The organism is Liquorilactobacillus aquaticus DSM 21051 (assembly GCF_001436755.1).
Taxonomy (GTDB): Bacteria; Bacillota; Bacilli; order Lactobacillales; family Lactobacillaceae; genus Liquorilactobacillus; species Liquorilactobacillus aquaticus.
The window spans coordinates 55,110-76,213 of sequence record NZ_AYZD01000001.1 but is presented as its reverse complement, the minus strand read 5'-3'; the positions used below and the strand labels follow the sequence as shown (position 1 = coordinate 76,213).

The 21,104-nt window shown below is 39.1% G+C and carries 23 protein-coding genes and 1 other RNA gene; 19 read left to right on the top strand and 5 right to left on the bottom strand.

Features of this window, described 5'->3' with window-relative positions; genetic code table 11:
* The first annotated feature begins 33 nt into the window (after positions 1 to 33).
* Positions 34 to 765 (top strand): DnaD domain protein, encoded by a 732-nt coding sequence (locus FC19_RS00335; protein ID WP_057875110.1) that lies wholly within the window; start codon positions 34 to 36, stop codon positions 763 to 765.
* Positions 765 to 1,406: an endonuclease III gene (nth, locus tag FC19_RS00330; protein WP_057875006.1), complete on the top strand. Its 642-nt coding sequence runs from the start codon at positions 765 to 767 to the stop codon at positions 1,404 to 1,406. The genes FC19_RS00335 and nth overlap by 1 nt, the downstream gene beginning before the upstream one ends.
* A 158-nt stretch (positions 1,407 to 1,564) precedes the next feature.
* On the opposite strand, the gene FC19_RS11965 is transcribed toward nth, so the two are convergent.
* The 4 genes from FC19_RS11965 to recU all read right to left on the bottom strand — a co-directional run bounded on the left by FC19_RS11965 (position 1,565) and on the right by recU (position 4,907).
* Entirely contained in the window at positions 1,565 to 1,663 is a 99-nt protein-coding gene (locus tag FC19_RS11965) for an IS3 family transposase (RefSeq protein WP_083488245.1), read from the bottom strand.
* Entirely contained in the window at positions 1,638 to 1,799 is a 162-nt protein-coding gene (locus FC19_RS11400) for a helix-turn-helix domain-containing protein (protein WP_162261171.1), read from the bottom strand. The genes FC19_RS11965 and FC19_RS11400 overlap by 26 nt, the downstream gene beginning before the upstream one ends.
* A 124-nt stretch (positions 1,800 to 1,923) precedes the next feature.
* Positions 1,924 to 4,275 (bottom strand): transglycosylase domain-containing protein, encoded by a 2,352-nt coding sequence (locus FC19_RS00325; protein WP_057875005.1) that lies wholly within the window; start codon positions 4,273 to 4,275, stop codon positions 1,924 to 1,926.
* 23 nt (positions 4,276 to 4,298) lie between these two features.
* Positions 4,299 to 4,907, bottom strand: a complete 609-nt coding sequence (gene recU, locus FC19_RS00320) for a Holliday junction resolvase RecU (protein WP_057875004.1) — start codon at positions 4,905 to 4,907, stop codon at positions 4,299 to 4,301.
* A 223-nt stretch (positions 4,908 to 5,130) separates the two neighbouring features.
* Here recU and FC19_RS00315 point away from each other — a divergent pair, with 223 nt between their 5' ends.
* The 4 genes from FC19_RS00315 (at position 5,131) to FC19_RS00300 (ending at position 7,777) form a co-directional block, all read left to right on the top strand.
* Entirely contained in the window at positions 5,131 to 5,694 is a 564-nt protein-coding gene (locus FC19_RS00315; RefSeq protein ID WP_057875003.1) for an SLOG family protein, read from the top strand.
* A gap of 67 nt (positions 5,695 to 5,761) precedes the next feature.
* On the top strand, positions 5,762 to 6,103 hold the full coding sequence (gpsB, locus tag FC19_RS00310) for a cell division regulator GpsB (RefSeq protein ID WP_057875002.1): 342 nt from the start codon (positions 5,762 to 5,764) through the stop codon (positions 6,101 to 6,103).
* A 23-nt stretch (positions 6,104 to 6,126) separates the two neighbouring features.
* Positions 6,127 to 6,500: RNase P RNA component class B (gene rnpB / locus FC19_RS11240), an RNA gene on the top strand.
* A 140-nt stretch (positions 6,501 to 6,640) separates the two neighbouring features.
* Positions 6,641 to 7,777 carry a THUMP domain-containing class I SAM-dependent RNA methyltransferase gene (locus tag FC19_RS00300; protein ID WP_057875000.1) on the top strand — a complete coding sequence of 379 codons (1,137 nt, stop codon included), beginning with the start codon at positions 6,641 to 6,643 and terminating at the stop codon, positions 7,775 to 7,777.
* A 71-nt stretch (positions 7,778 to 7,848) separates the two neighbouring features.
* Here the strand turns inward: FC19_RS00300 and FC19_RS00295 are convergent, their stop codons facing one another.
* Positions 7,849 to 8,253 carry a ribonuclease HI family protein gene (locus tag FC19_RS00295; RefSeq protein WP_338037330.1) on the bottom strand — a complete coding sequence of 135 codons (405 nt, stop codon included), beginning with the start codon at positions 8,251 to 8,253 and terminating at the stop codon, positions 7,849 to 7,851.
* Between the two features lie 25 nt (positions 8,254 to 8,278).
* On the opposite strand from FC19_RS00295, the gene FC19_RS00290 reads away from it, so the two are divergent.
* From FC19_RS00290 to FC19_RS00225, 13 genes are all read left to right on the top strand, one after another.
* Positions 8,279 to 8,659, top strand: coding sequence for an EbsA family protein (locus FC19_RS00290; RefSeq protein ID WP_057874999.1), 381 nt, complete (start codon positions 8,279 to 8,281; stop codon positions 8,657 to 8,659).
* Positions 8,660 to 8,806: 147 nt separating this feature from the next.
* Positions 8,807 to 10,465: a formate--tetrahydrofolate ligase gene (locus FC19_RS00285; protein WP_057874998.1), complete on the top strand. Its 1,659-nt coding sequence runs from the start codon at positions 8,807 to 8,809 to the stop codon at positions 10,463 to 10,465.
* 311 nt (positions 10,466 to 10,776) lie between these two features.
* Positions 10,777 to 11,820 carry an LLM class flavin-dependent oxidoreductase gene (locus tag FC19_RS00280; protein ID WP_057874997.1) on the top strand — a complete coding sequence of 348 codons (1,044 nt, stop codon included), beginning with the start codon at positions 10,777 to 10,779 and terminating at the stop codon, positions 11,818 to 11,820.
* 4 nt (positions 11,821 to 11,824) lie between these two features.
* Entirely contained in the window at positions 11,825 to 12,505 is a 681-nt protein-coding gene (locus FC19_RS00275) for an NADPH-dependent F420 reductase (RefSeq protein WP_057874996.1), read from the top strand.
* A 143-nt stretch (positions 12,506 to 12,648) separates the two neighbouring features.
* Positions 12,649 to 13,614, top strand: a complete 966-nt coding sequence (hemH, locus tag FC19_RS00270; RefSeq protein ID WP_235809287.1) for a ferrochelatase — start codon at positions 12,649 to 12,651, stop codon at positions 13,612 to 13,614.
* Positions 13,615 to 13,902: 288 nt separating this feature from the next.
* Positions 13,903 to 14,325 carry a MarR family winged helix-turn-helix transcriptional regulator gene (locus tag FC19_RS00260; protein WP_057874993.1) on the top strand — a complete coding sequence of 141 codons (423 nt, stop codon included), beginning with the start codon at positions 13,903 to 13,905 and terminating at the stop codon, positions 14,323 to 14,325.
* Positions 14,322 to 15,233 (top strand): cation transporter, encoded by a 912-nt coding sequence (locus FC19_RS00255; protein WP_057874992.1) that lies wholly within the window; start codon positions 14,322 to 14,324, stop codon positions 15,231 to 15,233. The genes FC19_RS00260 and FC19_RS00255 overlap by 4 nt, the downstream gene beginning before the upstream one ends.
* Positions 15,234 to 15,396: 163 nt before the next feature.
* A complete protein-coding gene (lspA, locus tag FC19_RS00250) occupies positions 15,397 to 15,843 on the top strand; it encodes a signal peptidase II (RefSeq protein ID WP_057874991.1) in 447 nt (148 codons plus the stop codon).
* Positions 15,836 to 16,741: an RluA family pseudouridine synthase gene (locus FC19_RS00245; protein WP_057874990.1), complete on the top strand. Its 906-nt coding sequence runs from the start codon at positions 15,836 to 15,838 to the stop codon at positions 16,739 to 16,741. The genes lspA and FC19_RS00245 overlap by 8 nt, the downstream gene beginning before the upstream one ends.
* Before the next feature lie 145 nt (positions 16,742 to 16,886).
* A complete protein-coding gene (pyrR, locus tag FC19_RS00240) occupies positions 16,887 to 17,423 on the top strand; it encodes a bifunctional pyr operon transcriptional regulator/uracil phosphoribosyltransferase PyrR (RefSeq protein ID WP_057874989.1) in 537 nt (178 codons plus the stop codon).
* Between the two features lie 143 nt (positions 17,424 to 17,566).
* Positions 17,567 to 18,853 carry a solute carrier family 23 protein gene (locus FC19_RS00235; protein WP_057874988.1) on the top strand — a complete coding sequence of 429 codons (1,287 nt, stop codon included), beginning with the start codon at positions 17,567 to 17,569 and terminating at the stop codon, positions 18,851 to 18,853.
* Positions 18,854 to 18,877: 24 nt separating this feature from the next.
* Positions 18,878 to 19,819 (top strand): aspartate carbamoyltransferase catalytic subunit, encoded by a 942-nt coding sequence (locus FC19_RS00230; protein WP_187327532.1) that lies wholly within the window; start codon positions 18,878 to 18,880, stop codon positions 19,817 to 19,819.
* On the top strand, positions 19,816 to 21,102 hold the full coding sequence (locus tag FC19_RS00225; RefSeq protein ID WP_057874986.1) for a dihydroorotase: 1,287 nt from the start codon (positions 19,816 to 19,818) through the stop codon (positions 21,100 to 21,102). The genes FC19_RS00230 and FC19_RS00225 overlap by 4 nt, the downstream gene beginning before the upstream one ends.
* The last annotated feature ends 2 nt before the right edge of the window (positions 21,103 to 21,104 follow it).

The window sequence follows — 21,104 nt, the reverse complement described above, 5'->3', positions numbered from 1 at the left end:
ATAATTTTTCTAACAAAAAGGATGGAAACAAAGATGGATAAAATATTTCAAGCATATTTGCACGAAGGGCAAATGACTGTTTCAAATTTAATTCTTCATAATTACCATTCTTTGGGAATGGATGACAGTGAATTTGTTTTATACCTCCAAATAGATAGTTTTATCCAAAAGGGTGAGCCGTTTCCAGCTATTGAAAAAATAGCCGAGAAAATGGGAAAGAGTCCAGCAGCTGTTTATCAGATGTTGCATCGCCTAATTGAGAAAAAACTAATGGAAATTAAAACAGTTTCAGATGATGCTGGGAAAAAACAAGATGTCTACCAATTCGATCTTTTATTTGAAAAGCTGCTAACAAAAAAACATCAAGAAGAAGAGATTCAACTTAATAGCAAAAGTGAAGTTAATCGAGATAAAGTTTTCAGCAGCATTGAGGTCGAGTTTGGCAGATCATTATCCCCAATTGAATTGGAGACGATCAATCTGTGGCTTAACGAAGACCATTATGATCCAGCACTGATTTTACTTGCTTTACGCGAAGCGGTTTTGAATCAAGCATATAGTTTGAAGTATATTGATCGGGTGTTGCTGAACTGGGAAAGACAGCATATCAAAACCGCGCAAGATGTCCAGCGTGAGAAGCAAAAGATGCGACAACGCAAAGAGAATGAAGGTTTTAAGAATAACCAAAGCAAACAAGAAAAAGATAAACCTGATATTCCCCTTTATCATTGGTCAGATGATCCAAAGGATGGAGATGAAAATTGATGTTGAGTAACAAGGATACTGTTAAAGCAATTGAAGTTATGGGTGAAAAGTTTCCTGACGCACGAACATCGCTTAAAGCTGACACTGATTTTCATTTTCTTTTAGCAGTTATTTTAAGTGCGCAGACAACTGACAAGGCAGTCAATCTACTTACTCCACGCTTGTTTGCACGCTACCCCTTGCCGGAAGACCTAGCTGCTGCTAACCTTGAAGAAGTTATTCCATTTCTTAGATCGATTGGTCTGTATCGAAACAAAGGTAAGTATATTATTGCTTGTGCGGCAGATATTGTTGCCAAGTTTAATGGTCAGGTTCCCCAAACAAGAAGAGAATTAATGCAGCTTTCGGGCGTTGGACGTAAAACCGCGGATGTTGTTTTAGCAGAATGTTTTAATATCCCGACGATAGCTGTCGATACGCATGTAACCCGTGTTTCTAAACGCTTGCATATTGTTCCTCAAAAAGCAGATGTGCTTACGATTGAAAAAATACTAATGAAAAAGTTACCTGAAGATTTATGGATAAAAGCACATCATTGCATGATTTTCTGGGGCCGTTATCAATGTATGGCTCGTAAGCCTCTTTGTGAGGAGTGCCCGCTACTTTTAATGTGTGCGGAAGGGCAGAAACGGGTACTGTAAAAATTCACTCTGGGAACTTGGTGCTTAGATTTTTGGGCAAAGAAGTTTGTTTTAAAAAATACAATTTTTAAACTATTTTCTTTTTAAAAATAAAAAGTGGCTGGATCAAAACATATGTTTTGAAGTGCCATAAAAAAGTTAGACAAATTTGAATTGTGTTATGCAACGATGGTCTGATTCTTGTATTCAACAGGTGTCAGACCATTTTTGTTCATGGAGATTCGTTCATTGTTATACCAATGAGTGTATTTTGCCACAACTTTGCATAACCCATCTTCGAATAGTTGTCATACTTGAAATATTATATTTACGCATTAAATCAGAATAAGAAATATCTCCATTCCAGTACTCTTGAATTAATTTAACTTTGAATTCATATGTGTATTTGGTCATAAAAAAGCGCTCCATAATAATTAGATTTTTGTCTAACTATTATGGAGCACTTCATTTTGACCCAGCCACTTTTAAGATTTTTACAATATTTGTAGCTAGCGTGTAATCAGCCTTTAATTACTAATTACTGACCGTTGTTATTATTGTTGCTGCTTGAACTACTGCTGCTTGACGAAGGATTTGAACTATTGCTTGATGATGACTGCTGTTCAGAAGTCGTCGAAGATGAAGAAGTAGTTGTAGAAGGTTCAGATGAAGAAGATGAAGAACTCGAACTACTGCTTGATGAAGAACTTGAACTGCTGCTGTCTTCACTGGATGAGCTTTCTTCAGACGAACTATCACTAAAGAATGACGAACTTGATGTTATTGAGCTGATACTGTCCGAGGATGAACTGGAGCTTTTCTTTTCAGATGAGCTGTCAGCCACAGTTGATTCGGAAGAACCTGCAAGATACAATTCACGCACGCCATTGACCGTTTTAACAAGAACATTACTTGGGCGTTCCCAATCAGTATTGGTTTTGCCTTGAGATATGTTTTCCATTGCGTACTTATAGAAGTAAGAAGCAATTCGTGCAGAGGCAGTATCTAAGTAATTATTAGCCTCATATGGATGATCATAACCGACCCAGACTGAGATTGAGTAATGCTTTGTATAACCGTTGAACCAAGAATCCATATCAGCAGAGCTCGGAAACTTGCTTGCTACATCTGAAGGATAGCTGTTAGTTCCTGTTTTTCCAGCTTGATAGAGCCCACTAATATTAGCATAGCGTCCAGTTCCAGAGCTGTTTGTGATGACATCTTTCATCATATCGGTCAGCATATAAGCAGTTGATGACTGCATAACTTGCTTACCACTGCTGGAGTAGTTTTTAACTTCGCCGTCATTAGTTTCGATGCTGTTGATATAGCTAGGCTTGTAGTAAGTCCCGCCATTTGCGAATGCTGCGTAGGCAGCCGCATTCTGCAATGTTGAAGAAGGCAAGCCAATTCCATTCTGAAACTCAAGTGTCTTAGAATATTTAAGCCCTAACTTGCTAAGGAAGTTTTGTGCTTTGGTAATACCAACGGCTTCTAGTGCACGAATAGCAGGGATATTCCGTGATTGGATAATCGCATTTCGCATTGTCATTGAGCCTTTGTAGCTGCGGTCAAAATCATAAAGAGAAATATTCGAACCAGGATATATATATGCAGTATCTTTTAAATGGTGGTATGTTGCCCAACTGAGATATTCAATTGCGGGACCATAATCCATTAAAGGCTTAGCAGTTGAACCGTTTGTTCTATCCGTTTGAACCGCTCGATTTAGACCATATGTTACATCTCCGGTTTTTCGCCCACCAATCATTGCGACTACTTTACCATTATTAGGATTAACAATTGTCGATGCTACTTGAAGCTTATCATCAGGATAAGAAATCTCGCTATTGGAATTAGCTAAATTATATAAATTCTTTTGCGCATTCATATCAAGGTTTGTGTAGATCTTCAATGAGTCTTTATATGGATCGTAACCCTTATTCTTAGCGTCAGTGATAACTTCCTTAATATATGCGTCAGCAATTTTAGCCTTTTGCGATGTCTTCTGAGTTTGATGTGTTGTAACTAAACCATTTTTGATGTTTTCATTTTCAGCCTGTTCAGCTTGCGCAGAAGTAATCTTTTTATTCGCGACCATCGCTGAAAGAACTTCATTTCTTCGTTTTGTTGCAAGCTGAGGATTAGAGTAGGGATTATAATCGGAAGGTGCATTTGGAATGCCGGCTATCAGAGCTGTTTGTGCCAACGTGAGATTTTTTAAAGATTTACCGTAGTAGTAATGTGCAGCGGTTTGCATCCCAAAAGTTCCATAGCCCATAAATACTTTGTTGATATAAAAATTGAGAATTTGATCTTTGCTGTAAGTATTGTCCATTTTAAGTGCAAGCCATGCTTCTTGGGCTTTTCGTTTAAACGTTTGATCGGAACGTTTCGTTGAATAGAACGATAATTTAATCAGCTGCTGATCTAAGGTACTACCACCTTGAAGGCCTTCAGAAGGGCTCTTAATATTGGATAGAGCTGCTCCAAGGATACGAACGGGATCAACACCATGATGTTTGTAAAAACGCCGATCTTCGATTGAAACGATGGCATCTTTTAATTGTTGTGGAACATTTTGGCTTTCGACCTTTAAGCGATTCTGTGTTCCTAAAGAAGTGATTTTTTTGCCATTAGCATCATAGATCACTGTCGAACCAGTGCTCGATAATTTAGACTCAGAAAGTGTTGGAGCATTTTTAGCATACAAAAAGAATGCAGTAGCGCCCACGGCAATAGCAACCTCCAAAAAAAGAATCAAAGCGATGATCGAACGCTTAAAAAACTTTTTAAACTTGCCATCTTCTTGCTTAACCGAACGACGTTTCTTTGTTTTTTTATTTTTTTGTGCAACACGTGAATATTTAGGATCTTGATTGCTCATGATTTTCTCCTTTTACAGAACGAATATTATTTATTGATCAGCTTGTCAACATATTTTAAGTACGGGATAAGCGGTTGGACATGGTAATTGATTGCATAGCCAGAGCTTGCAATAACTTTCTTTTCAATTGATTTTCGTCCTTTGGTTTGATTGTCCCAGTAGTCAAATAAAATAGCTGCTGGCAATAAAAAAAGCTGTTGTGTAACCGAAAATTTAATAATTGCGAAACAAATCCCACCTTGTCGTGTACATGCTTTCATGTGCTCAACTTGATGTTCGTGAAAGTTGCTTAAAGGAAAGGAATTCTTATTTTTAGTTTCCTTTGCTTCAAAATCAAGGTAACATCCTTTGTAGACTCCATTATAATCAGTTGTCGATGATTGTTTGAAGTAAGCCTCTTTAATTACGGCGGCACTTCTTTTAGGATAGCTCACTTGAACAATTTGAATCGGCACAGGTTTTTTGTGGATTACTGCAATTTCATTTTGAAGATAATAGGTATTGCTTTGATTTATTTCCTCTTCTAATGACATGCCGCGATTCCCAAAAATGACATCAGGATGCTTGCGGCGAGGCAACATATTAGAAGAGGAAGACTGATGGTACGTTTGACCATTCGGATAATGGAGGACCATACTTGCATCACACTCCCATTCGACTTATTATACCAACAACAAAGAAACTTGGCAAAAATGCTTTGTATAAGGTTCTTTGCAAGTTTAGGAATTGTATAAAAAAATAAAGAACATACTAAAAAAACAGATATGCTACTATATATTAATCTTGTTATTATATGCTAAGTGGTAGGATAATCAAGTGGTTTAAACTTTTTATTATAAATAAAAAAGAGGTCTGAACATGCGTTTGTGGATTACTGGATATCGCAGTTATGAATTGAATGTTTTCAAAAAAGATGATCCTAAGATAGAGGTTTTGAAAAATGTATTGAAAGGCGTGCTGACCCAAAAACTAGAAGAAGGGCTAGAGTGGGTCCTTTCCGGTGGACAGTTAGGAATTGAACAATGGAGTATTGAAGTCGCGCTTGAATTGAAAAAAGAGTATCCAGAACTGAAAATAGCAATGATACTTCCTTATAGCGATTTTGAAAAAAATTGGCAGGAAGAAAAACAATTGGCTTTCAATTTATTGAAAGAGAAAGTGGATTTTTCTGCAAATACAAGTTCTGAGCAGTATAAAACGCCGCGTCAGTTGAAAAACTGGCAGCAGTTTATGTTGAAACATACTGATCAGATGGCATTGATTTATGATCCTGAATTTGAAGGAAAGACAAAATATGATTATGGAATGGCAAAAAAATACCAAGAATCCCATGATTACGCAATTGATATGATTGATATGGATCAGTTACAAACCAGTGCAAATGATTATTTTGAAAGAAAAAGTGAAAATGATTTGCATTAGAAATGATATTTGATATAATAAGGAAGGTTATTGAGAAAGTTTCGAATAGGATATGAGGTGCATTTCTGTGGAGAAGATAAATTTTACGCCAAAAGACATTGTTAATAAGCATTTTAAACCAAAGATGCGTGGCTATGATCCAGCAGATGTGGATGAATTTCTTGATGACGTTATCAAGGATTATGAAACGTATTCTAAAGAAACGCAACGCTTGGAAATGGAAAATGATCGCCTTGTCAGCAAAGTTGATGAACTGACAAAACAGCTTGCTGTTGGTAAGAGCGGGCAGGCGGCAAGACCGAGTGCTAGTGTCACTAATATGGATATCTTGAAACGTTTATCCAATCTCGAACGTCATGTTTTTGGCGCACAGTTGAATGATGATATGAATCAAGATAATCGTTTTTAGTAAAATGATTTGATTTTTATGTAGGTTTCTGGTAATCGCGGTCTACATTTTAGTAGGCTGAGGAAAGTCCAAGCTTGCACAGGCTGAGATGCTTGTAGTGATCGTGCTTGCTGAAAAAATAAGGCAAGGTATTCTAATTGGGATAACGGCAGATAAAAGGGCTAAGGCTTAGGTTATGTCCGAGTAGTCTTGAAAGTGCCACAGTGACGAAGCAATGTTGGAAACGGCATTGGTGGAACGCGGTAAACCCCACGAGCAGGTAACCCAAACTTTGGTAGGGGCGCTTCATGACGGAAATGAACAAATCATGGGGGCGAATCTTTTAGATTCGGAGATAGATGATTACCACCGATTCCAACTCCTGAGTTGGATGACGTACGGAACGTGGCTTATAGAGGCCTACATATCAGGGGGGTTAGGACAAAACATTGTTTTGCCTTAACCTCTTTTTTTGATTGTTAGAGAGATATTAAGACAAAAATTAAGGCGAAAATGTATTTTTATTTTCGTAAATAAAAGTGAAAGAATGGATCAATTATGAAAAAATTTAATTTAATAGCGACAGCTGCTGCTGGAATTGAAGGATTAGTTGGAAATGAATTACGGCATTTAGGCTACGATGATGTTCAAGTTGAGAATAGCCGCGTTCGCTATCAAGGAACAGTTGAGGATATTATTAAGACCAATCTGTGGCTTCGTACGGCGGATCGTGTCAAAATTGTTGTTGCTGAATTTACAGCGCTGACATTTGATGAGCTTTTTGAACAGACGAAAGCTTTGCCTTGGGATGAATATCTGGCTTTGGATGCAGCATTTCCAGTTGCGGGTAAATCACAGAAGTCAGTTCTGCACAGTGTGCCAGATGTTCAAGCGATCGTCAAAAAGGCGATTGTTGATAAGATGAGTGAAGTCTATCATAGACGGACACGTTTGCCAGAAACCGGCGCAAAGTTTCCATTAGAAGTAGCGATCAATAAGAACCGTGTGCTTTTGACCTTGGATACTACGGGCTCAAGCCTTTTTAAGCGCGGTTATCGAATTGAAAAAGGCCCGGCGCCGCTTAAAGAGAATATGGCTGCAGCATTAGTGCTGCTAGCTCATTGGTATCCAGAAAAGCCCTTTGTCGATCCTGTATGTGGTTCAGGGACAATTCCGATTGAAGCCGCAATGATTGGACACAAGATTGCGCCAGGGTTTAATCGCAGCTTTGTATGTGAAAACTGGGAATGGATACCGGCCGATATTTCAAAAAGTGTACGGGCTGAGGCCGATGCTCAAGCCGATTACGATATCGAGCTCGATATTTGTGGGTATGATATCAATGAACGAATGGTTGACATTGCCAAGCTGAACGCGCAAGAAGCGGGGCTGTTGCACAGTATAAAATTTAAACAGATGGCCTTAAAGGATTTCAAAACAACTAAAGAAAATGGTATTATCGTTGCTAATCCGCCTTACGGAGAGCGTCTAAGTGATCAAGAGGAAGTGCGGAAACTTTATCGCCAGATGGGAGATACCTACCGCCCATTAAAGACATGGAGTAAGTATATACTGACAAGTGATCTTCAGTTTGAGACTTTTTATGGACAACGTGCTAGCAAACGTCGCAAGCTGTACAATGGATCCTTGCGGACGGATCTATTCCAATATTGGGGACAACGAAATAAACATTAAGCTAAACTAAAAAAACAGAAGATCTCGTAAAGAGAATACCTGTTTTTTTATTATATAGTATATAATAGGCTTCATGCGGAATAGAATTTGTGCAACCCTTGAAGGGCTAAGGCATGTGCACCTTTGTTATTTTTTTCAGAAATCCAGCGATTAATCACAAGTTCACACTGTTCTTGGAGCGATACCAGCGTAGCAAGTGCTTCTGGATATGATTTGCTGTAGTTTTTTTCAATACTCGAAATTACAATTTTGCTGTCAGAGTGAAAAAGAATTGTTTCAGTGGTTCCGTAAAGGTTGATAATAGCCTCAAACCCCTTGATGGCTGCCAGAAATTCCGCATGGTGGTTTGAAGTTGGTGGTAATTTATAAAAAAGTTGCTGTTGACCGACTTCTGTCACGATAAGCACGCCTGCGGAACTTGGACCTGGATTTCCTCGTGTGGCAGCATCTGTATATAGTTTAATCGTTAAAATCACATCCTTGGGAGGTTTCTCAATAATAATGAAAGAAAAGTTTTTTTACCAACCTGATTTTCCAACAAGTGTTATTTGCTGGTCACACACTTTCATAATACTACTTTTTGGTTTTATTTTGTGGCTTGAGATAACAGTATTTCAAATCTGGACATTGATTGCATTGACGCTTTTTTTAATCACAGCTGGTTTGCAGTGCCTATTAAGAAGGGTCGAGTTGAGTCAGGATGGCTTGCTTTTTCATACGGTTATCCCACAAAATGCAAAAAGGCTTAAATTTAATGATATCAAAAGTGTTTCAATAAAAAAATCTAAATTAACAATTCAGACAAAATATCAGAAATACAGCTTTTTTTTGCGCTCTAAGTCAGCTAAAAAACTGTACGATAGCATAATGAAATTGATTTAATGTTCGCTTTTTAACTGAATAACGGTCTTATTAACTAAAAATATAAACAAAAACAGGCTAGAATGATGACTTTGAGATATGTTTAGTCTATACTGTTAGTTGTGAATCGTGCTTTTACTAATTTTCTTCTCAGGAGGCCACTAAAAAGTGAAAGATATTGAAATTGCACAACAAAATAAAATGAATAAAATAACCGATGTTGCAGAGAAAATCGGGTTAGGTCCAGATGATATCGAGCAATATGGTACATACAAGGCAAAAATTAAATTACCGGTGACAGCTAAACAAAAGACAAAAGGAAAACTGATTTTAGTTACAGCAATTAATCCGACTCCAGCTGGTGAAGGAAAATCAACCGTCACGGTCGGACTTGGAGATGCTTTCAGTCTTTTGAAAAAGAAGGTCATGATCGCATTGCGTGAGCCTTCTCTAGGACCAGTGATGGGAATGAAGGGCGGCGCAACAGGCGGTGGATATTCGCAGGTTGTTCCAATGGAAGACATCAATTTACATTTTACAGGTGATATGCATGCATTGACCACAGCTAACAACACCCTGGCTGCACTGATTGATAATCACATTTATCAAGGCAACAAGTTACATATTGACCAGCGCCGGGTTATTTGGAAACGTGTTTTGGACATCAATGATCGTGCATTACGCCACGTTGTGATAGGTATAGGTGGTGTAACCCAAGGAATTCCGCGCGAAGATGGTTTCGATATAACTGTCGCAAGTGAATTAATGGCAATCCTTTGTCTGGCGAAAGATATCGCTGATCTAAAAAAACGTATTGGCCAGATTGTTGTTGGCTATACAAGTGCTAAAGAGCCTGTGACGGTTGATCAATTAGGTGTAACAGGTGCCATCGCACTTTTACTGAAAGATGCAATTAAACCAAATCTTGTTCAAACGTTAGCACATACTCCTGCAATTATTCATGGCGGTCCCTTTGCAAATATTGCGCATGGTTGCAATAGTGTTCTTGCAACTCAGACCGCATTAAAATTGGCTGATTACACATTGACTGAATCTGGTTTTGGAGCTGACCTAGGTGCTGAAAAATTCATGGATATTAAAACACCAGTTCTTGGCAAAACACCGGATACGGTCGTGATTGTTGCAACTGTCCGCGCGCTTAAGATGCATGGTGGTGTCAGCAAAAATGAACTTGAAGAAGAAAATATTGATGCGTTGCAGAAGGGCTATGTCAACTTGCAAAAACATATTGCAAGTATGAAACGATACAACGTTCCAGTTGTTGTCGCGATCAACCAGTTTGTCTCAGATACGGAAGCAGAGCTTATGGAGCTCAAAAGACTATGTAAAAATGATGGAACAACAGCAGTTGTTGCTAACGTTTGGGGACAAGGTGGAAAAGGTGCGCTTGAGCTAGCTGAAAAGGTACTTGAAAATTGTGAACATGAAAGCAAGTTTCAGCCACTGTACAATCCAGAAGATGCAATTGAAGTCAAGATCGAAAAAATTGTCACCGAAATTTATGGTGGTGCCAAGGTTGAATATGGGGTCAAGGCAAAACGTCAATTAAAACGTTTCAAAGAGCTTGGTTGGGAGCATTTGCCGGTATGTATGGCCAAAACACAGTATTCGCTTTCGGACAATCCTAAAGCGTTGGGGGCACCTAAAGACTTTACGATTCATGTTCGTGAGTTCATGCCCAAACTTGGTGCGCAATTTATTGTAGCATTGACGGGTAATGTGTTGACAATGCCTGGGTTGCCTAAAGTTCCTGCTGCAAATGGTATGGAACTTAGTGATGATGGAACGATCGCGGGATTATATTAAAAGGTAGATGGCACAAAACCATGAATTTTTGAATTCTACGGACTGGTATGCGAATAGTCCAGTTCTGATATTATGCAATTAGTATTTGGTCGGAGAAAACTGATTTGTCGGACTTGCTGATATGCCCAGAGCAAGTTAATTAAAGGATTGCAGCAATTTTTTGGCTGCAGTCCTTTTTTGGTATTAGATTACTTTTAATCTATTGATCATCCGCTCAGATGATAAGCGCGATAAATTGACATCTGCAAAGGAAAATAATAAAGTAATTATACTTACAAAAAGTAATTGAGTAGAATTGAGGGTGATTTATAGTGATTGATCCGCAAAAAATAGTTTTTGGCCTTGATTCATTTGGTGATCTTCCAACCGATGAGACCGGGAAACTGATGAACCAAGCGCAAGCCATTCGACAAGTTGTTACAGAAGCTGAATTAGCCGATCGTCTGGGTGTTGACGTAATTGCGTTAGGGGAACATCATCGTCCAGAATATGCAATTTCCAGCCCTGAAACTGTGCTTGCAGGAATTGCAACACGAACAAAGCATATTACGTTAGCTTCAGGCGTGACAGTGCTTAGCTCTGATGACCCAGTAAGAGTTTATGAACGTTTTGCAACACTCGATGCACTTTCTAATGGTCGTGCGCAGGTTGTGATTGGACGTGGATCATTTACAGAATCATTTCCTTTATATGGCTATGATTTGAGTGACTATGACTTGCTTTTTGAAGAAAAAATTGAGCTTTTTTCGAAATTGTTAGATGAAAAGCCAGTCACTTGGTCAGGCAAAACGCGCGCGGCGCTCAAGAAGGTTGAAATTTTCCCAAAAACCGAGAAGGGGAGCTTAGATACGCACGTTGCTGTTGGTGGTTCACCTGATTCAGTTGTGCGCGCAGCTCGCTATGGTTTTCCGATGATTCTGGCTATAATCGGCGGTTCACCTAGACGTTTCGTACCTTATGTCAAGCTTTATCAGAAGGCGTCCAAAAAGTTTAAAACACATGCTTACCCTGTTGGAATTCATTCACATGGAGTGATTGCGGATAGTGATGGTGAGGCTGTCGAGCTTGCTTGGAAGCACACGCGCAAAAGTCTTGTGCGCATTGGAAACGAACGTGGGTGGGTTCCAATGTCGCGTGAACAGTTCGAACGTGAGGTTAAGCAGGGCTCTATTTATGCAGGTTCACCGGAGACAGTCGCACAAAGACTGGCAGCAACGATTAAATTACTAGGTGCAGGACGTTTCGAATTAGCATACGGGGCTGGAGAATTATCAGCCCAAGCTCGTCTGCACATGATTGAGTTATATGCAAATAAAGTAATTCCACGTGTGCGTGAAATTATAGCTGAGGAGTGAAGGAATGAAGGAAATGCTTGGAATCTTGGGTGCTGGGAAATTGGGAACGGTTTTGGGGCAGTTAGCGACAGCTGCGGGATATCGTGTTTTGATAGCAGGTTCAGGAAGCCCGACAAAAATTGAATTAACAATTGAAACACTTGTGCCAGACGCGGTTCCGGCAACTGCGATCGAGGTTTGCCAGCAAGCTGATATTGTCATTTTAGCGATTCCGTTAGGTAAGTATCAGACTTTATCACCTTCAGCCTTGGCTAAAAAATTGGTTATTGATGCCATGAATTATTGGTGGGAAGTCGATGGACCAAGACCTGATTTAACAGATCCGCGTTACTCTTCAAGTGAACTGGTTCAAAGCTTCCTCAAAGAAAGTCATGTTGTCAAAGCTTTTAATCATATGGGTTATCATGATTTGTTTGATGAGACCCGTTCGCATGGTCAAGCTGGGAGAAAGGCGATTGCGATCGCTGGCAATGAGCGTGAATACGTTAAGAAAGCAGCAGAGGTCATCGACAAGCTTGGTTTTGATCCGGTTCATGTTGGTTCTTTAGCTGAAGGAATTCGAATGGAGCCAGGAAGTGCGGTATTTGGAGCCAATGTTAACGAAAATGAGTTAAAGGATTTACTAGCAAAGTTCGAAGAAACTGATCGTGGTCAAGAAGTGTTGCATGCACGCGGCATTAATTAATAAAAATGACCAATAAAAAACTTGTGCCATTTCGTCTGACGATGTATTCGCTGGGCTAAAAGATCTTTTTAAAAAATATTATTGCTTGAAGACAGGCAACACCGCATAAGATGTTGCGTGTATTTTTAGTTGAACATTGATTAATGTTAGAAGAGGTGATGGATGTGAAAAAAGGGGTTTTATTAATTAATTTGGGAACTCCCAAAACACCAACAGAGAAGGATGTACGTGCTTATCTAAAAAAATTTTTGAGTGATCCTCGGGTTATAGATATGCCCAGATGGAAGTGGAAACCGATTCTGAATTTAATGATTTTACCACATCGCCCAGCTAAGTCAGCCAAATTATACCAGCAGATTTGGTCGGATGAGCATGGATCGCCCCTCCAGTATTACACTGAACGACAGACAAAACTGCTCCAAGAACGATTGCCTGACTATATTGTAAAATACGCTATGAGTTATAGCGCGCCATTTATTGCAGACGTACTGGAGTTATTTGAAGTCGCTGGAATAGATTCTTTAACAATTATCCCACTTTATCCTCAATATTCGACAACGACTGTCGGGTCAGTTGTTGATGATATCAATCAATTCTATTATAAACGGGCGCGCATACCTGCATTACATATTATCACTGACTTTTGTGATTCTGAGGCATATATTCGTGTGCTGTCAGAAAAAATAAAAAGGGAATATAACAAATTTAAACCTGACAAAGTACTCTTTTCATATCATGGCATTCCTGTCAGTTATGTTGCTAAGGGTGATCCTTATCGAGCACGTTGTGATCTGACAACCAAACTCCTTACTCAGCGCTTAGAAGGTGTTCCTTACTTGCAAACCTTCCAATCTCGTTTTGGACCAGACGAATGGTTAACTCCTTCTACAGACACAACGTTAAAAGAATTACCGGCGTTAGGCGTTAAAAGAGTTCTAGTGGTATCACCGAGTTTTGTTTCTGATTGTTTAGAGACACTCCATGAATTAGACATTGAGAACCGTGATTATTTCTTGAATAATGGCGGAGGTGAATTTAGAATGCTGCCTGCATTGAATGATGATGCTGGATTCATTGATGTTTTACAACGATTAGTTGAGCAAGGTTAAAACTTTACGGCTAGGCTAAAATTTTTTGCCGAGATTGTAATAATGTCAATGAAGCACGGTGCTGGCAGTTGAAAAAATTCGCTGCTGAAGCGCCACATTTTAAAGGATGGATAGCACAAGATAATACTGCAGAGGCTGGGCCCAAATTTTGGGACCAGTTTTTTGTTTGGCTGATCTTTTTGATATATAACCAATTATTTAGGAACAGAAATTTGACAGATGACAACGATTCAAGTAATATAGTTTAGTAAGTTAACTAAAATAATTTATAAAGATGGAGGGATCCTTATGCCCCAGTTGAAAGAAGCTTATTATAAACTGTATGACAAAATAGTGGCCGAGCAGCTCCGACGGGAAAAAGTTTTGACTCTGCCTTTTGAGAATATCACACCAAATGAGGAATTTTATTTGGATATTTTGTATCGCCATAAAGGTATAACTTTATCTGAATTTGCTAGGCTGGCAAAGGTCACAAAACCAGGTGCGACCCATATTGTCGGAAAATTTGAGAAATTAGGCGCAGTGTATAAAAATCATTCAACTTCTGATAAACGTGTTTATTATTTGGAACTAAATGAGAAACTTCTTACTTACTATCAAAAGAGTTATCAGATTTTTGATGATATATTTCAAAAACTGGAATCAAAGCTGCAACCCGAAGAGGTCTTGCTGCTGCTGAAATTGTTTGGAAAAATGGAGGAATCCTTATGACTGATCGTTTGAAGAAAGTCGAACAAAATGCATTAATATTCAGTGCTCTTACAAATCTAATAATGGCTGTTTCGGGTGTAGTTGCTTTTCACAGTACACATATTCAGGCTATTTTTCTTGATGCGTACTTTTCAGTAATTGCGATGTTGTCCAGTGTTGCAGCTATTTTTATTTCACATTTTAGCGGCAAAAAAACCGCTCGTTTTCCGCATGGACTATATATACTTGAACCCCTGTATGGAATATTTAAGGCATTGTTTTCTCTTGTCATAACGGTAATCGCAATGCTCGGGAGTATCCAGGCTATTATCGTTTATGTGACACTGAAGATTGGCAGACATCTCGAATTGGGGCCCGTGCTGCCCTATACGCTAGTCATGATTGCGATGAGTTTTGCCTTGTCTTACTACTGTCGTAGAAACAATCAAAAAATGATGAATGCCAGTACAATGTTGCTAGCTGAGAGCAAGATAGCATTCATGGATGGTATCTTATCCGTTGGTGTAGGCTTGGGAATTGTGCTGGCCTATTTTTTAGGAACAATGCCAGGATTTCATTTTATAACGATAATCGGTGATTCGTTGCTTACACTTCTTCTGGTGGCTTTGACAATAAAAGAACCGATTAAGCTTTTGTATCGAAGTTTTATCGAATTTTCACATGGAACTGTAACAGATGAAAAAATTAACGATGACATAAGCAGGATTTTAAAGAAGAGATTAGCAGGCGTATTACAGGATTTTAATTTTGAGGTTGTCAAGATAGGTATGAGGTGGGATGTTAAGATTGTTTTGCATAAAATATCTGCATCGGTGCAAGTCGAAGGACTTACAAAATTTAAAAAAGAAATCGAAAGTGATCTGAAAGACAGATTTGAAAACCTTGATGTTATGTTTTTAATAGCATAGGGTAGTAGACCATCAAATCAGGTGGGGGAAAGAACCTTTTTACTTAGCTAAAAAGGCTGCGATAGTTTGAAAAAAAAATTTTGGAGACTTCTAATTAATTGTTGTATAATAAGTATTCAAGTCCAGATAACTGGATAAAAAAGAAAAGAGGTGCCCTCCAGTAATGGTGATTTACTTTCTACTGATAGGAGCAATCATTTTACTCGATCAGTTAGTAAAATTCTATGTTGTGCATAATGTTCCGCTTGATACAAGTTATGATTTCATTCATCATGTTCTTGGGATCGCACATATTCGAAATTATGGAGCAGCTTGGAATATTTTTACAGGTCAAAGATGGCTATTATACATCATAACAATTATTGCGCTTGGAGTTTTGGGCTATCTTTTTAAAAAAATGTGGACAAATTGGATGTATGCATTAGGGATAAGTTTTATTATCGGGGGAACAATCGGTAATTTTATCGACCGGATTCGCCTAGGGTATGTTGTCGACATGTTTCAGCTATTGTTTATTAATTTTCCTATTTTTAATGTTGCTGATATTGCATTGAATATTGGTGTAGTGATTTTCATAATCGCATTGCTACGAGATGATAATAATGACTGAGACGACCAGAATTACCTCGCAAAAAGGAAGATTAGACAAAGTTGCTGCAGAACTTTTTCCTGATCATTCGCGTTCGCAAATCAAACAATGGCTTTTAGCAGGAAATATATTGGTAAATGGTAAGATTGCCAAACCAAAGTATCAAGTGAAGTTTGGTGATCTGTTGGAACTTGAGCGACCAGCTGTTCAGAGTATTTCAGTTGAGCCGGAAAATATTCCATTGGACATTGTGTATGAAGATGACGATGTGCTTGTTGTCAACAAACCGCAAGGAATGGTTGTTCATCCTGCTCCTGGACATCCTGCGCATACATTGGTGAACGCACTGTTGTATCATTGCCCGCTGTCTACGATAAATGGCGAGTATCGCCCCGGTATCGTTCATCGAATTGATAAGGATACATCAGGACTGTTGATGATTGCTAAGAATGATCTGGCCCACCGCAGTTTGGCGGCACAGTTAAAAAACAAAACGAATGTGCGCGAGTACGTGGCGCTTGTTCATGGCAAGATTAAGCCAGATAAAGGAAAGATAGATGCGCCTTTAGGACGTTCTCCTAAAGATCGTAAGAAACAGGCGGTCGTTGCGGGTGGGCGGCACGCTGTAACTCGTTTTGAGGTTCTAAAACGCTATCGTGATTATACGTTTGTGAGATGTATTTTAGAAACGGGCCGCACTCACCAGATTCGAGTGCATATGAAATATATTGGTCACCCGTTGGTAGGAGATCCGATCTATGGTCCTAATAAAACAATCAAGGGCAAGGGACAATTCTTGCATGCAGGGAAGTTGGGGTTTGAACACCCGACAACACATGAAAAAATGATCTTTGAAGTTCCATTACCAAGTATTTTTATAAAAACACTGAATGTACTTGACAAAAACAATATGGTCTAGTAAATTTAAGACAATTAAGGTCCTTTAAAGATAGTCCAGTGAGGCTAAGAAGGCAGCGTCTCGTTTGAGTTCGGAATGAAGACATTAGTCTACCCACTTAGTCTACGGCTAAGTGGTTTTTTATTGGACAAAAGGGGAGAAAAAAATGGCAAAAGAAGTTATTGATTCAATGGCAATGAAACGGGCCTTGACAAGAATGACTTATGAAATTATTGAAAAGAACAAAGGTATTGATGATTTAGTCTTAGTTGGAATCAAAACACGTGGAATCTATTTAGCGCATCGGATTGCAGATCGATTGAAACAATTAGAAGCAGCTGATGTTCCAGTAGCTGAATTAGATATTTCACTTTATCGCGATGATCGCCATGATTTATCACAAAAGAGCGAACCAGTGGTTAATTCTTCTAAATTAGATGTTGATATCACGGATAAACAAGTTATTTTAGTTGATGATGTCTTGTTTACAGGAAGAACAATCCGTGCAGCACTGGATGCTTTGATGGATCATGGGAGACCCCAAAAAATCAATGTCGCTGTTTTAGTTGATCGTGGGCATCGTGAATTACCGATCAGAGCAGACTTTGTCGGCAAGAACATTCCAACATCGCTTGACGAACAGATCTCAGTCTCTGTCGAAGAAATCGACAATAAAGATGCAATTGAGATCAAAGAAATTTAATTGGTACAACCATTTTAATTGACTCCAGAGAGGGCAAAAAGGTTGATGAAATACTTTGAAGAGACAAAAAACTTCAAGGCAAACCTTATGCTGACCTGGATCAAAAAGATTCAGGTTTTTTTGTATAGAAGGGAAGATTTTTTGTGAGCAAGAAGAAAAAAGAAGAATTTAGAAATGAAGAAGCAATCTTGGACATTCAGGATAAGCCAGCATTTGGACACTGGCTGGTCTTATCGATCCAACATCTATTCACAATGTTCGGAGCAACGGTTTTGGTCCCGCTGCTAGTAGGAATTAACCCAAGTATTGCTTTATTCAGTTCGGGAGTAGGAACGCTTGTCTATATCTTCTGTACAAAAGCTAAAATCCCGGCATATTTAGGTTCGAGCTTTGCATTTGTAGGGACGATGCAGGTGTTAATGAAAACTTATGGATATCCTGCAGTTGGGCAAGGAGCAATTTCAGCTGGTTTAGTTTATGTGATTGTATCGCTTTTCATCAGCCGTTTCGGTTCAAACTGGGTTGACAGTCTCTTGCCGCCAGTTGTTGTTGGGCCAATTATTATTGTTATCGGACTATCGCTTGCGACAACGGCTGCAAATGACGCGATGATGAATAATTCTCATTATGATTTAAAATATTTTGCGGTAGCAATTTTCACACTGGTTATTACAATTATTTTCAACATGTTTTTAAAGGGATTTGCGAGCATGATACCTGTGTTGCTTGGAATTGTATGCGGGTATATCGGTGCTATTGTTGCTGGAATTGTTGACTTTCAAAGTGTTGCAGCTGCAAAGTGGTTTTCGCTGCCAGCGTTCAAAGTGATGTTTGTTAATTATGATTTCAAATTGTACCCTGGCGCTATCATCGCGATGGCACCGATCGCTTTTGTAACGATGACGGAACATATGGGCCATGTGATGGTTTTGAATAAGTTAACTAAACGAAACTTCTTCAAAAACCCTGGCTTGCATCGGACTTTGTTCGGCGATGGTTTGTCTTCTGTTATCGCTGGTTTTGTTGGTGGGCCGCCTACGACTTCATATGGTGAAAATATCGGTGTTTTGGCAATGACAAAGGTTCATAGTGTTTGGGTCTTGGGCGGAGCGGCTATCTTTGCGGTTCTTTTCAGCTTTGTAGGTAAGGTCAGCGCTTTGATCCAATCAATTCCTACTCCTGTTATCGGCGGCATAAGTTTCTTGCTTTTCGGAATGATCGCATCGAACGGACTTAGAATTTTAGTTGATAATAAAGTTAACTATGAATTGAAACGCAATTTGATTATTACTGCTGTAATTTTAGTCATTGGAATCGGAGGAACATATCTGCAGATTGGAAAGTTCCAGTTAACTAGTATTGCGTTAGCAACCATTTTTGGGATTATTGCAAATCTTGTCCTGCCTGAAAAGGCCAATAGCGAAAAATAGTGAGGAGATATAATGATGCTGAACATGCAAGAACGTTTAAAGTTGCAACATTTTTTAACAATAAAAAAATTGGAAAATGATCAAGTTAAAGGATTGATTGAGCGAGCAGAATATTTCAAAGCAGGTGGAGCGGTTGCAGAGTATTCCCAACCGATCTATGCTGTTAACATGTTTTTCGAAAATAGTACAAGAACACATTGCAGCTTTGAAATGGCTGAGAGAAAGCTTGGAATTCAAACAATCCCATTTGACCCTGCTACAAGTTCGGTTAATAAGGGTGAAACACTTTATGATACTTTACTTTCACTGAATTCGATTGGTGTCAATCTGGCAGTCATCAGGCATTCGAAAAATGAATATTATAATGATCTAATAAATTTAAATAATACTCAAAAATTGAATATGGGCATTATCAATGCTGGTGATGGTAGTGGGCAGCATCCCTCACAGTGTCTTTTAGACATGATGACTATTCATGAACAATTTGGTCATTTTAAGGGTCTAAAAGTTGCAATTATCGGTGATTTGACAAACTCACGGGTAGCGCGCAGCGATATGCGTTTGTTGCAGCAGCTTGGGGCGGAAATTTATTTTTCTGGTCCAGAGTACTGGTATTCAAGCGAGTTTGAAGAATTCGGCAAATATGGTAAAGTTGATGAATTAATCGATCAGATGGATGTGGTTATTTTATTACGTGTTCAGCATGAACGGCATCAAAAAGAAGTTTCCTTTTCCCCGACGGCATATCATAGCGAGTATGGGCTAACAATTGAAAGATATGCACGAATGAAGGAACGAGCGATCATCATGCATCCTGGTCCTATCAATCGTGGTGTTGAATTAGCATCGGACTTGGTCGAGGCACCTAAATCACGTTTCTCAATGCAAATGAAAAATGGTGTTTTTATGAGAATGGCAATGATTGAAGCAGTTATTAATGGTCGTGGTTTAGGAGGAGAGAAATGAGGATTTTACTAGAAAACGGTTTGGTTTATCAAGCCGGTCGGTTGCAAAAGGTTGATATTCTGATCAGTGAAGGCAAAATTATTGCATTAGGAAAGAACTTATCTCAATTAGGAATTGATGTTCAAAAGAAATTTGATCTCACCGGAAAATTGGTTGCGCCAGGTTTAGTTGATGTTCATGTGCATTACCGTGAACCGGGATTTACCTATAAGGAAACAATTAAAACAGGAAGCCAAGCTGCTGCTCATGGCGGATTTACAACAGTTTGTGCCATGCCTAACTTGGATCCTGTGCCAGATAATGTTGCGCGTTTGCAAGATGTTCAAAAACGTAATGCTAAGGATGGTGCGGTCCACATTAAGCAATATGCCTCCATCACACAGAAACGTCAAGGGGAAAAGCTAACAGATTTTGAAGCACTTAAGCATGCTGGAGCCTTTGCCTTCAGTGACGATGGTAGTGGTATTCAAGAAGCCGGAACGATGTATTTGGCAATGAAGAAAGCAGCGGAATACGACATGCCGCTTGTTGAGCATATTGAGGATAATTCATTGCTTTTTGGAGGCGTTATGAACGCTGGACGGCGTGCTAAAGAGCTGAACTTGCCTGGGATGCTGGGGCTTAGCGAATCTTCACAGCTTGCCCGTGATTTGATCCTTGCACAGCAGACAGGTGTTCATTATCATGCTTGTCATCTTTCAACAAAGGAGAGTGTTGAGTTGGTTCGCTGGGCTAAATCCAAGAAGATCAATGTTACATGCGAAGTTGCACCGCATCATCTTCTGCTTGCAGACGCTGACATACCATGCGACGATTCTTTTTATAAAATGAATCCGCCATTGCGGTCAAAAGAAGACCAAAAAGCGCTTATTGATGGCTTATTGGACGGAACAATTGACATGATTGCAACGGACCACGCTCCACATAGCGAGGATGAGAAAAAAGGCAGTATGTGCCACGCCGCATTCGGCATTACGGGAAGTGAAACAGCGTTTGCGTTGCTGTATACACACTTTGTTAAAAAAGGAATCTTTAAATTGGAACAATTGCTTGAATGGATGAGCGCCGTTCCAGCTCAAAAATTTCGCTTAGAGAATGCAGGAGCACTTTTACCCGGTAAAAATGCTGATATTGCTGTATTTAATTTAAAAGACGAATTTGAATTAAAGAATGAAGATTACCTATCTAAGGGAACTAACACGCCTTTTACAGGAACCAAAGCCTATGGCGAAACAGAAATGACCTTTGTTGATGGGGAAATTGTTTATCAAAAGGAGGACTGACA